This window comes from Rheinheimera texasensis DSM 17496 (assembly GCF_000711985.1).
In the GTDB taxonomy this organism is placed as follows: domain Bacteria; phylum Pseudomonadota; class Gammaproteobacteria; order Enterobacterales; family Alteromonadaceae; genus Pararheinheimera; species Pararheinheimera texasensis.
Window position 1 is genome coordinate 1,257,016 of record NZ_JONU01000007.1, and the last position, 12,357, is coordinate 1,269,372.

General features: G+C 50.8%; 12 protein-coding genes. 6 read left to right on the top strand and 6 right to left on the bottom strand.

Annotated elements, in window-relative coordinates; translation table 11 throughout:
- Nucleotides 1-14: 14 nt before the first annotated feature.
- On the bottom strand, nt 15-287 hold the full coding sequence (locus tag Q399_RS0105855) for a hypothetical protein (RefSeq protein ID WP_031566578.1): 273 nt from the start codon (nt 285-287) through the stop codon (nt 15-17).
- Between the two features lie 316 nt (nt 288-603).
- Here Q399_RS0105855 and Q399_RS0105860 point away from each other — a divergent pair, with 316 nt between their 5' ends.
- Nucleotides 604-1,887 (top strand): cation:proton antiporter, encoded by a 1,284-nt coding sequence (locus Q399_RS0105860; protein ID WP_051685780.1) that lies wholly within the window; start codon nt 604-606, stop codon nt 1,885-1,887.
- A gap of 63 nt (nt 1,888-1,950) precedes the next feature.
- Here the strand turns inward: Q399_RS0105860 and Q399_RS0105865 are convergent, their stop codons facing one another.
- Nucleotides 1,951-2,439, bottom strand: coding sequence for an Rsd/AlgQ family anti-sigma factor (locus Q399_RS0105865; RefSeq protein ID WP_031566583.1), 489 nt, complete (start codon nt 2,437-2,439; stop codon nt 1,951-1,953).
- A gap of 147 nt (nt 2,440-2,586) precedes the next feature.
- Here Q399_RS0105865 and nudC point away from each other — a divergent pair, with 147 nt between their 5' ends.
- From nudC to Q399_RS0105880, 3 genes are all read left to right on the top strand, one after another.
- Nucleotides 2,587-3,384: an NAD(+) diphosphatase gene (nudC, locus tag Q399_RS0105870; protein ID WP_031566586.1), complete on the top strand. Its 798-nt coding sequence runs from the start codon at nt 2,587-2,589 to the stop codon at nt 3,382-3,384.
- Between the two features lie 243 nt (nt 3,385-3,627).
- Nucleotides 3,628-4,701 carry a uroporphyrinogen decarboxylase gene (gene hemE, locus Q399_RS0105875; RefSeq protein WP_031566588.1) on the top strand — a complete coding sequence of 358 codons (1,074 nt, stop codon included), beginning with the start codon at nt 3,628-3,630 and terminating at the stop codon, nt 4,699-4,701.
- Nucleotides 4,702-4,786: 85 nt separating this feature from the next.
- Nucleotides 4,787-5,836, top strand: a complete 1,050-nt coding sequence (locus Q399_RS0105880) for an alkene reductase (RefSeq protein WP_031566591.1) — start codon at nt 4,787-4,789, stop codon at nt 5,834-5,836.
- 65 nt (nt 5,837-5,901) lie between these two features.
- Here Q399_RS0105880 and sthA read toward each other — a convergent pair whose 3' ends face one another.
- The gene (gene sthA, locus Q399_RS0105885; RefSeq protein ID WP_031566593.1) at nt 5,902-7,329 is read right to left on the bottom strand and encodes a Si-specific NAD(P)(+) transhydrogenase; all 1,428 of its coding nucleotides are present in this window, start codon (nt 7,327-7,329) and stop codon (nt 5,902-5,904) included.
- Between the two features lie 113 nt (nt 7,330-7,442).
- Complete coding sequence (locus Q399_RS0105890; RefSeq protein ID WP_031566595.1) at nt 7,443-8,588, bottom strand: acyl-CoA desaturase; 1,146 nt, start codon at nt 8,586-8,588, stop codon at nt 7,443-7,445.
- 104 nt (nt 8,589-8,692) lie between these two features.
- On the opposite strand from Q399_RS0105890, the gene fabR reads away from it, so the two are divergent.
- A complete protein-coding gene (gene fabR / locus Q399_RS0105895; protein WP_031566597.1) occupies nt 8,693-9,301 on the top strand; it encodes an HTH-type transcriptional repressor FabR in 609 nt (202 codons plus the stop codon).
- Nucleotides 9,302-9,307: 6 nt separating this feature from the next.
- Here the strand turns inward: fabR and trmA are convergent, their stop codons facing one another.
- Nucleotides 9,308-10,402: a tRNA (uridine(54)-C5)-methyltransferase TrmA gene (trmA, locus tag Q399_RS0105900; RefSeq protein WP_031566599.1), complete on the bottom strand. Its 1,095-nt coding sequence runs from the start codon at nt 10,400-10,402 to the stop codon at nt 9,308-9,310.
- 128 nt (nt 10,403-10,530) lie between these two features.
- On the opposite strand from trmA, the gene murI reads away from it, so the two are divergent.
- Nucleotides 10,531-11,325, top strand: coding sequence for a glutamate racemase (gene murI, locus Q399_RS21025; protein WP_051685781.1), 795 nt, complete (start codon nt 10,531-10,533; stop codon nt 11,323-11,325).
- Here murI and Q399_RS0105910 read toward each other — a convergent pair whose 3' ends face one another.
- On the bottom strand, nt 11,326-11,823 hold the full coding sequence (locus Q399_RS0105910) for an RNA recognition motif domain-containing protein (protein WP_031566603.1): 498 nt from the start codon (nt 11,821-11,823) through the stop codon (nt 11,326-11,328). It lies immediately after the preceding gene.
- Nucleotides 11,824-12,357: the final 534 nt, after the last annotated feature.

Below are 12,357 nucleotides of genomic sequence, written 5' to 3' on the forward strand. Positions count from 1 at the left end.
TCAACAGGATGGGCTCAGTCTTGTTCAATCCATGGTGTTTGCGGCAGCAAATCCAGATGCGTCTCGTAGCGCGGCAGATTAAATTCCTGCGCCAGTTCCACCACAGCGAACATCTCAGGAGCCAGGGCGCAGGCGATGAGCTCTAACGCATCATCGCGGCTATGGCCGGTCATGCAGAGGCGCATCAGCGTGGCTTTGACTTTCAGCGGATAACCATCCGCCAGTTGATTTTCGATAACTTCAAATAACAGTTGCTGATCAAGCTGATCACCATGGTCCTGACTCATTGATCCGGGTTTCCTGCCACAGAGTAAAGATGTCCAGCATGCCAGATTTCCTGCGCCCTGCCCAGCGTATATTCGCCAAAGGCTCTGGCTTTGCTGTCTGCGGGCCAGTGATTTGCGTTGATGCGGCGCGAGCAATTTTTGTTTAAATGAAAATCAAGCAGTTGCCATTCCGCGGAAATTCACGGCTTGCACCATGCAAAGGGCTTCGGTATGTTGGTGACAAAATGACAGGCGGCACCCAAAACCGGCGAAAAAACCGACACCATCACTCAAACTAGCACTTCATCATTAATTGTTCGTAAAGAGATAATAAACAATGAGTTATGTCGATTTGGCTTTGGCGTTTCTGCCACAACTGGCGCTGATTATTGTTGCCGCTCAAGTCTTTGGTTATTTGGCTAAATTTATCGGCCAACCCAAAGTAGTCGGCGAAATGATCGCCGGTGTGGTGTTAGGTCCATCATTATTCGGTCTGTTCTGGCCTGATCTGCAAAAGAGTATTTTTGTCGCTGAGACGATGCCGATTTTGTATTTCGGTGCTCAGCTTGGCGTCGGCTTATATATGTTTCTGGTGGGTCTGGAGTTTAACACTCAGCTGTTTCGCAAAAATGCCCGCAGCGCGGTAGGGGTTAGCCTGGCCGGCATGTTAGTGCCTTTCGGCGTCGGCGCACTGTTGTGTCTGTGGCTGCTGGAAACACCCGGTTTGTTTGCAGCCAATATTTCTTTCGCGAATGCGGCTTTGTTTATGGGAGCTGCTATTGCTATCACGGCGTTTCCAATGCTGGCGCGGATTATTTATGAGCGCGGTCTGGCTGGAACTGCATTAGGAACGCTGGCCCTGGCGGCCGGCGCCATCGACGACGCAGCGGCCTGGGTGGTGCTGGCTGTGGTGTTGGCCAGCTTCGGTGGCGGCACTATTCTGGCGATTAAAGCGGTAGTCGGCGGAGTGTTATACGCCAGCCTGATGCTGACCAAAGTACGCGGCTGGCTGCAGCCACTGGCAGATAAAGTCGAAAAGACCGGCGTATTGACCGCAGCGCAGCTGTTGCTGGTGTTTGTGCTGTTCTCTGTGTCGGCTTATGCGATGGAATGGGTGGGGTTACATGCCGTGTTTGGCGGTTTCCTGCTGGGTATAGCGATGCCGCGGGGCAAACTGAGCGAGCTGGTGACAGCTCGGCTACAAAAAGTCACCGTTTTTGTGTTGTTGCCGATGTTCTTTACTTATTCCGGTCTGAAAACGCAGTTAAACGTACTGGCGTCTTTTGAGGTGATGTTCATCGCACTGATTATTCTGGCTGCTTCGATTTTTGCCAAAGGCGTGGCCTGTTGGGCTGCTGCCCGAATTGGTGGCGCGGATAATCGCACGGCGATGGCGGTTGGGGCATTGATGAATGCCCGTGGCCTGATGGAGCTGATTATCATCAATATCGCGCTGAAGTTTGGTGTGATTGAACAAGGTTTGTTTTCGATTATGGTGCTGATGGCGATTGTAACCACTCTGATGGCGTCACCATTGTTCCATCTGGTCTACGGCCGGCATATGAGCAAACCAGACGACCAGCCACCGGTGCCGCCGTTAAATGCGGCAATGAAGGTGTAACTTCTTGGAGTGAATAAAAAGCCGGCGAATGCGCCGGCTTTTTTATGCCCACTCGGGACTTTTTCAGGCGGACACACCCTGGGTGTGTTTCAAAAACAGTGTTTTGATCAACTCGTCTTCCAGACCAAAACGTTCTTCCAGTGCCTGCCCCAACCGCGACAAATCGGCATCGAAGCTGCTCAGTGTCTGATTAGCCGCTTCGTCCGCGAATTTATCGTTGAATTCCAATGCCAAATCAGTCGATGCAGCAATCTTTGGGCATAAGGCCTCTGCCAGGGCTTTGCTGTGAGGGCCGTTAGTCGCACATTGCGAGACAATCTGGTCGTAGACTTCAAAATGGCCTGCAGATAAATAATCCATCAGCAACTGACAGAAATGCAGAATTTGCTGTTGTTCCGGCAGTTGCTGGCCGGCGTTTTGTTTGTCAAAAGGGGGTAATGCCGCGAGTTTGCAATAACAGACGATGAGTTGCTGCCGCTCTTCCAGCCAGTTATCAATCGCTGTCAGAGAGCCTCCCCATTGCTGCCGGGCACTCTGTAGCCGGTTGTACATAAGCGGTTCCTTGTAAATCTTAACCTGTCTGAATAATGCTAATTAAAAGAATTCTGCGATAAAGATCAACACATTTTTGATTGGTCGGTTCAGTCTGTGCCGTTATCATGGCATGGTATTGCCACTTTGTTTCGAAAGGGTATCCATATGAATAAGCACAGCCTGAGTCTGGCCGATGTGTCACAGGCGTATTGGTTTGTCGTGTGTCAGGGCAAGTTGTGGTTACCTCAGGCTGAAATTCCATTCGGGAGTTGGTCGGAATTCGGCTTGACTGAACCAGAACAGCTGTGTCAAATCGGCGAGTGGCAACAACAACCATGTCTACTGGCGGTGTATCAGGATCAGCTCAGTGTACCGGAACATTGGCAAAGCGCGCGGGCATTGCTGGAGCATCCGCAATCACACTGGTTTGAGCTGGCGGCCCGCGCCATGCAGTTTGCGCTGTTTTTGCAGACCCACCGATATTGTGGTCAATGTGGCTCTGCGATGCGTCTGGTCAGCTGGGAGCTGGCGATGTTATGTCCGCAATGCGGCCATCGTACTTATCCGCGTATTTCGCCTTGTGTGCTGGTGGCCATTCGCAAAGATGACTGTATTTTGCTGGCGCGTTCTAACCGGCACAAACCTGGTTTTTTTTCGATCCTGGCTGGTTTTGTTGAATCGGGCGAAACTCTCGAACAGGCGGCGGTACGAGAGGTTGAGGAAGAGGTCGGTGTGCGCGTGGCGAATCTCCGATATGCCGGCAGCCAGCCGTGGCCATTCCCGCATTCGCTGATGATGGGTTTTTATGCAGATTATGTCAGTGGGGACATTGTTTGTCAGCCGAATGAAATCGTTGAGGCGGGTTGGTTCAAACCTGATGAATTGCCGGAAATACCGCCTGTACAGACGCTGTCCGGTCAGATGATTCGTTATTTACAGCAAGAGTTTGATAAAGCTCAGTAAAAGGGCTGGAAAAACAAAATAAAAAAGCCACAATTGTGGCTTAAGTTTGAGTGTCGGGCCCGTATAATCGGGCTCTTCATTGTAATTTTCTTCACTAGCGCGTCAGTTTTATACCAAATCGTCTGCGAGGCTGGCAAGTGTAGAAATGCAGAAAAACAGAATTATTTTCATTAAATTGCAAAGATAGTGTGCTGGCAGCACAGCTGCTAGAATGACAGTACTCAGTATGACGGTAGAGCAAAGATGCAGCTAAAAAACGATCGATACTTAAGAGCCCTTTTAAAACAACCTGTTGACCGCACACCAATCTGGATGATGCGCCAAGCCGGACGTTATTTACCTGAGTATCGTGCGACCCGCGCTCAGGCCGGTGATTTTATGTCACTGTGTAAAAACCCTGAACTGGCCTGTGAAGTGACGTTACAGCCGTTACGCCGTTACCCGCTGGATGCCGCGATTCTGTTCAGCGACATTCTGACTATCCCGGATGCAATGGGCATGGGTCTGTATTTCGGTGAGGGCGAAGGCCCGAGATTCACCAAACAACTCAGCGATTTTATGGACGTCGTACAATTACCGGTGCCGGACCCGGAAGTTGAACTGCGGTATGTAATGGATGCAGTCCGCACTATCCGCCGTGAACTGAATGGCGAAGTCCCACTAATTGGTTTTGCCGGTAGTCCGTGGACGCTGGCGACTTACATGCTTGAGGGCGGCAGCAGCAAAACCTTCTCTAAAATCAAAAAAATTATGTATTCAGAGCCGGAGGTGATTCACATCCTGCTCGACAAACTGGCCCAAAGCGTCATTTTGTATCTGAATGCGCAAATCGCCGCCGGCGCGCAGTCTGTGATGATTTTCGATACCTGGGGTGGCGTGCTGACACCAAATTCCTATCGTGAATACTCATTGAGTTATATGCAGCAAATCGTCGACGGTCTGACCCGTCAGGTCGATGGTACTCCTGTCCCCGTCACCTTATTCACCAAAAACGGTGGTTTGTGGCTGGAAGATATCGCTGCGACCGGTTGTGATGCCGTAGGCCTGGACTGGACTATTGATATCCGCTCTGCCCGGCAGCGCATAGGTGACAAAGTGGCGTTACAGGGCAATATGGACCCGGCATTTTTGTTAGGTACGCCGGAGCGCATGCGCTTAGAAGTACAAGCGATTCTGGACGGTTATGGTCAGGGCTCAGGCCATGTCTTTAACTTAGGTCACGGCATCACGCCAGACGTAGACCCTGAAAAGGTCAAAGTGTTTATCGAAGCGGTGCAGTCATTCAGCCGTACCTATCACCTCGATAACAATATCTGAGGACTAATTCTGCGGATAAAAACCAGTCAACAGGCTGGTTTTTTTGTTTTTGCCTGATTAAATCCAGGCACTTTCAGGAGCTGTGATGCCGACTATTTTTGAACCTTTGCAGCTTGGTGCGCTCAAGCTGCCAAACCGGGTTGTGATGGCACCTTTAACCCGTTGCCGAGCTGATGAAGGCCGTGTGCCAAACCAGTTGATGGCAGAATATTACACCCAGCGTGCCAGTGCTGGACTGATCCTGTCGGAAGCAACCTCGGTCAATGCCATGGGCGTTGGTTATCCCGATACACCGGGGATTTGGTCAGATGCTCAGGTTGCCGGCTGGCGTCTGGTCACTGAAGCAGTGCATGCTGCCGGTGGCCGGATTTTCTTGCAGCTGTGGCATGTCGGTCGTGTGTCAGCTCCTTCATATCTGGACGGTGCCGCGCCGGTAGCTCCGAGCGCAGTGCGCCCGGCGGGTCATGTCAGTCTGCTGCGTCCGCTGCAGGATTTTGTCACACCGCGTGCACTGAGCCTTGATGAGATTGCGGCGACAGTAGCTGATTACCGTCATGCCGCACGCAACGCCAAAGCGGCCGGTTTTGACGGCGTGCATATTCATGGTGCCAACGGTTATTTACTCGACCAGTTCCTGCAGGACAGCACGAATCAACGTGACGACCAGTACGGTGGCTCAGTCGAAAATCGGGCGCGTTTATTACTGGAAGTCACAGATGCCTGTATTGAGATCTGGGGAGCCGGCCGGGTCGGCGTGCATCTGGCGCCACGGATGGATGCACACGATATGGGTGACCGCAATCCGACCGCGACCTTTGGGTATGTTGCAACCGAACTCGGTAAAAGACGCATTGCGTTTTTGTCGACGCGGGAACATGCCGCAAACGACAGCCTGACGCCACTGCTGAAACAACTATTTGGCGGCGTGGTTATCGCCAACGAGCAATTTGATAAAACGCAGGCCAATCAGTGGCTGGCTGAAGGCAAAGCAGACGCTGTGGCTTTTGGCATTCCTTTTATTGCCAATCCGGATCTGCCTGCGCGACTGGCAGCCGACGCACCACTGAACCCGCCGCGTAAAGAGTTGTTCTATGGTAAGGGGCCGGCAGGGTATACCGATTACCCGACGCTATGACACAACGCATTTCTTCATAAAAAACGCCGGCAATTGCCGGCGTTATGTCTTACAAATCAGTTGTCTCAGAATAAACGGTTTAAGCCATTCATCGCTGCGACGCGGTAAGCTTCTGCCATCGTTGGGTAGTTAAAGGTGGTATGCACGAAGTACTCGACATTATTGCCGCCATTTTTCTGCATCATAATGGCCTGGCCGATGTGGACGATTTCTGCCGCACGCTCACCAAAGCAATGGATCCCCAGTATCTCTTTGGTATCACGGTGGAACAGCAGTTTCAGGCTGCCGACACTGGTGTTGGCAATTTGCGCCCGTGCCAGATGCTTAAACTGCGCCCGGCCTACCTCATATGGAATACGCGCAGCGGTCAGCTGTTGTTCGGTTTTGCCGACTGAACTCATCTCCGGAATGGTGTAAATGCCCACCGGAATATCTTCAATCAAGCGCGTGTCGCAGTGACCATGAATAATCGAATTACCAGCAATACGACCTTGATCGTAGGCAGCACTGGCCAGGCTTGGATAGCCAATGACATCGCCGACGGCGTAGATGTTGTCGACTGCGGTCTGATAATTTTCATTGACCTTCAGCTGGCCGCGGCTGTCAGCTTTCAGGCCCACTGCTTCCAGGTTCAGTGCGTCTGTATTGCCGGTGCGGCCATTGGCAAACAGGATGCAGTCGGCTTTCATCTTTTTGCCGGATTGCAGATGCAGAATCACGCCATCGTCCAAACCTTCAATAGATTCAAACTCTTCGCCATGGCGGATGGTTACACCTGAATTCCAGAAATGATAACTGAGCGCGTCGGAGATTTCGGCATCCATAAACGACAATAAGCGGTCACGGGTATTCACTAAATCGACCCGCACACCAAGGCCGCGGAATATCGAGGCGTATTCACAGCCAATCACGCCGGCGCCGAAGATGATGATATGCCGTGGATCTTCACTCAGTGACAAAATGGTATCACTGTCAAAAATATGCGGATGATTAAAATCAACATTGGCCGGGCGGTAAGGCCGGGAACCCACCGCGAGAACAATCGTCTGAGCGCTGATCACGCGTTCCGGCCCGGTCGGCGGTACAATTTTGATATGATGTTTATCCACAAAAGAGGCATCGCCTGCAAAGACTTCAACCCGGTTGCGATCGTAAAAACTGCTGCGCAGCCGCACTTGTTTGCGGATCACACCGGCGGCATGTTTCAGAATTTGCGGAAAGGTCAGATTGGACGACTGATTTTCCATCTGAAATAACGGATTTTCATTGTATTCAATAAAACGACTGACGGAATGACGTAACGCTTTGGAAGGAATAGTGCCCCAGTGGGTGCAACCGCCACCGACCTGAGTATGGCGCTCAATCACGGCAACCTTTTTGCCGCTTTTGGCCAGATTCATTGCGGCACCCTCACCGCCGGGCCCTGTGCCTATGATGATCGCATCATAGTCGAATTGTTGTTCGGATTTTGTTTTGGTTGTTTTATTGGACACCTGAAGTTCCACCTGTTACCTGCCAGCGATGCCAAGATAATAGCAGCTGAAATTCAGGGAACAGAAGCAGAAAAGCCGACTTCCGTCGGCTTTTCTGCTGGTTTTACCGGAGCTTAGGCATATTGGCTGATAAACAGCTGCCACTGGCGCTGTTGTAACTGCCAGTTTTGCTTCAGTTCAGCACAGTGCTTGCCCAAATCAAAATCGTTATAGCTTTGCAGCAGCTGATCTTTCTTCTGTTGCAAACCAGCTTTTTTCTGTTGTAGCAGCTGTTTTTGCAAATCGTAATAAGCCTGCATCCGTTCGACTAACAACGCATATTCATGTTCCATTTTTTGCAGCAACTGCTCAGCATCCGGCAATTGCAGCTGCAAGGCTTTGGCCTGTGCCCGCTTTAATTGCATCAGCGCTTTAGCTTTAACGATTTTGTCTTCCGGGCAGACTTTCAGATTGCGGGTCAGACCGACAAAAGAGCAGCTTTTGATCAACCATTTCGTGGGGTCAAAGTGCCACCAACGGATGCCGTTGCGGTAATCGAATTCAAAAATATGGTGGAAGTTGTGGTAACCCTCGCCGTAAGTGACCAGCGCCAGCCAGCCGTTATCCCGTGCGGTATTGGTGTCGGTATAAGGCTGCTTGCCCCAGATATGTGCCAGCGAGTTGATAAAAAAGGTGAAGTGGTGGCTCAGCACCAAACGTAATACGCCCACACTGAGTAACATGCCAATGACACTACCGGTCAGCACACCCAATAACAGCGGAATACCAAAGTTTGTCAGCACCGTCAGCAGCAGGTAATTGTTGTGCTGCCACATCACAATTTTATTGCTCTGCAGATCGCGGACATTGCTGTAATCGCTGTAGCGGTGCGCCTGATATTCGCGCAGCATCCATCCGATGTGGCTGAACCAGAAACCTTTTTTTGCAGAGTAAGGGTCTTTGTCATTCTGGTCGACAAACTTATGGTGTACCCGGTGATCAGAAGACCAGTGCAAAGCACTGTTTTGCAGGGCAAAAGCACCGCCGATGGCAAAAAACAGCTGTAACAACGGATGCGCGTCATACGTTTTGTGCGCCCACAAGCGATGGTAGCCGGCGGTGATCGACATACCGCAATAACCGAGACACAGCACTGTGGCAATGATTTCAGTCCAACTGAAACCGACGAGAATGGCGTAGGTTGGAACGCCGATAGCCGCAACCGCAAAGGTCAGGCTGAATAACAGCACGTTGGTCCAGATAATGGGGTGTTTTTCCATGATGGGTACTTTTGGCTTACAACTGTAAGCTAATTTTACTGTGCAATGAAGCGCGGTCAAGGTATAAAATGGGCTTTTAGCGCATCTGTGAACAGGTAACACCAGTGTCGAGAGCCCAGCAAAAAGAAAAGACCCGCCGCGCCATCATTGATGCTGCTTTTGCGCAGCTGAGCCCGGACAAAGGCTTTTCCAGCCTCAGCCTGCGTGAGGTAGCCCGCGAAGCCGGCATCGCGCCAACGTCTTTCTACCGACACTTTGCTGATATGGATGAATTGGGCTTAACACTGGTGGATGAAGCCGGTTTGATGCTGCGACAGCTGCTGCGTCAGGCGCGTAACCGGATTGAGAAAAACGGTAGTGTGATCCGCACCTCGATTGAAACTTTTATGGAATTTGTCGTCGGTAACAGTAATGTGTTCCGCTTGTTGCTGCGCGAACGCTCAGGTACTTCGGCGGCATTTCGCCGCGCAGTGGCGCGTGAGATCCAACATTTTTGTGCAGAACTGGCCGATTACCTGCGTAAAGAAACCGCTTGTCCGGATGAATACGCGCAGATGCAGGCCGAAGCGATGGTGACGCTGGTGTTCCATGCCGGCGCCGACGCCCTGGATGCCAGTCCGGAAACGCGGGTGCAAATCACCTTAAGAACTATTTTACAGCTTCGCTGGTTAGCGCATGGCGCGGCCGGCTACGGTCGCCGGCCAAAAGACTGACTGCTGTCAAACCGTTTTACGCCGCAGCCAGACGCCGGATTCCATATGATGGGTATAGGGGAACTGGTCGAAGAACGCGAACTGCTGCACTTCGTGGGTTTGAATCAATGTCTGCAGATTGTCGGCCAGTGTCTCCGGATTACACGAAATATACAAAATGTCGTCAAACCGGCTGACCAGTTGCACTGTTGCCGGATCCAGACCGGCCCGTGGCGGGTCGACCAAAATCGTATTCAGCGCCAGACCATTTAAATCGATATGTTTCAGTGCATTGCCCTGCGCTAGTGCGGCGCTGACATCTTCTGCCGACATCGCTAACACCTGCAGATTGTCGATTTGATTCTGCCTGATATTTAGTTCTGCCGATTTAATCGACACTTTTGACAGCTCTGTCGCCACTACCTGACGGAAATAAGGCGCCAGTGCCAGCGAGAAATTGCCGTTACCACAATACAGCTCCAGTAGATCGCCCTGTAGTTGCCGCGCAATATCACAGGCCCAGCCGAGCATCTGTTGATTCACCACTGCGTTCGGCTGACTGAAACTGTTTTCAACTTGCTGATAACTCAACTGGCGGTTATCGACCTGCAGCTGTTCGGTAATGAAATCCCGGTCGACCAGTATTTTCTGTTTACGGGCGCGGCCAATAAAATCCAGCGAATGGTCTGTCGTCAGTTCGGCTTTCAGTTGCCGGACTTCGTCGGCCCATTCAGCAGGTACGGGCTTTTTATAGATCAGTGACACCAGCAACTCACCACTGAGGCCTGACAGATAATCAATCTGATACAAACGGTTACGCAGCAAAGGCCGACGTTTCAGTGCGTCGATCAGGCGGGGCATAAAATCGGCGATGGTTTTGATCGCAACCGGAAAATAGTCAATTCGATGGCGGGTCTTGGTTTCTGGATCAAACATGATGTGATACAGGTCATCGCCTTCGTGCCAGACGCGGAATTCTGCCCTGCAGCGGTAATGCTCGGCCGGAGAAGGGAAAATCTGCACGGGTGGCATGGCGAAACTGTGAAACAGCTGGCCGACCTGCTGTGCTTTATCCGCCAGTAACTGGGCGTATTGTGCCGGGAAAACCTGACCTGGTTGCATGATGTTGTCTCAGAACTAAAGGGCGCACATTTTAGAGACTTTTCCCGCAGAAACCAAATGCTCTGACCGGCGCTGTTGTGCAGATCGCAAATCTGGCAAAATAGCAGTGCTAAAGCATCGGAGCAGATATGCGGATCGGATTTATCGACAGTGGGGTAGGTGGCCTTAGTATTCTGGCTGCAGTCAAAGCCAAAGTACCGGCCCACTATATATATGTGATGGATAATCGCTATCTGCCTTATGGCGAAAAGACCGAAGCATTCATCCAGGCACGTCTGGCTCAGTTGTCTGCTTTATTAATAGAGAAAGGTGCTGAGCTGATAGTGATCGCCTGCAATACTGCGACCACTCAGGCGGTCGCAGCGTTAAGACAACAATTTGATATCCCGTTTGTTGGCACTGTACCTGCAATTAAGCCTGCAGCTGCAAAGTTTTGTCAGAGTGGCTTCACGGTACTGGCAACACCGGCAACTTGCCGCAGTGCGTATCTGCAGGGCTTGATTAACGAATTTGCTCAGGATTGTTCTGTTAAAACCGCAGGTTCAAGTGAATTGGTTCGACTGGCTGAGCGCAAAGTGTGGTATCAGCAGGATGTCAGTGCTGATGTCGCCAATGAGCTGAACTCACTCGGCCTGTTGCAGCCGCCGCCGGCGGCTGTTGTACTGGGTTGTACTCACTTTCCTTTTCTTACCGCTGAGCTTGCTGCTTGCCTGCCGAATACTGTTTTTCTGGATACTGCGGATGCTATTGCGCGTCGGGTACAGGCGTTGACGTTGGCAGGTACAGAAGAGGAAGGGGCGACGGAATCATATGACCACTTATATATAAGTAGTGGGAAACTTGACGAGCAGCAATTGGTGCGGGTGAATGATCTCGGTTTTGACCAATATCAGCATTGGTCAAAACCGGCAACAACTTATTAGTTACTCGTCGCTGTCATCATTGTCCTGGCGCTCTTTTGCTTCACGGACTTTCAGCGTACGGCCTTCATATTCAAAATCGTTCAGTTTCTGAATTACCTTGGCGGCATCTTTGGCTGCAACTTCAACAAAACCAAAACCACGGCGCCGGCCGGTCTGGCGATCTTTCATTAAACGCACGTTTAATACTGAACCTGATTGTTGGAACAGATCCCGTACTGCTTCTTCGTTTGCTTTATATGGCAGGTTACCGACATATAAAGTGACTGAAGGGCCGCTCGCGGTCACAGCGGCTGATTTTGCCGCTGTTGCGGTCGGTGCAGACTCCAGCGGTTTTAGTTCGACTAACATTGGGACCAGAATACCAGCCAGCACTACACCGATGGTGACTGCGGTGGCAGTATCTAATGTCAGGCTGTTTAGAACAAAGCTGAAAACAAGATAAGTGATAATAGCGAGTGCCAGGGTAAATGGCAGTGAGGATTTTAAACTTGGCAACATATGGAATTCCTGATTCTGCAAAAGGTAAGTAAATACAAAGAAAGCTTTCTACTTATAGTAGTCAATCAGCATCTTAACCAGTAGTTCGCAGGAAGCCAAGCAACTAAGCGGTTGTAAAATGGGAGTTTTTGTTTGGAAAATACACGTTTTGCGGCTTATTTGTCCGAACGATCGCAAAACCCCAACTTTTCTCAAATTTAAGCTTGCGTAAGTTTCGTAACGGCCTATAATGCGCGCCATGCCGACGGGGTGAAGCGAAACGCGAAACGCCGGGTGAGTTTGAAAAGTGAAAAATAGTCGATAAAAAGACGCTTGACACGAAATAAAAACTGACTAAAATGGCCGCCTCGCAGTGAGGTTGGGGTGAAAGCCTCGAAATTGCAAGCAAGGCAAGTGAGTAGGTTGAGCAGAGTAGTTTATTTAAATAGTAAATTTCTCTGCTTGACTTAAAATCTGGGAAGTGTAAGATACGCCTCCCGCTTCGAAGTCGAAGCACGCTCTTTAACAATTAGCAATCAATCATCTGTGTGGGCA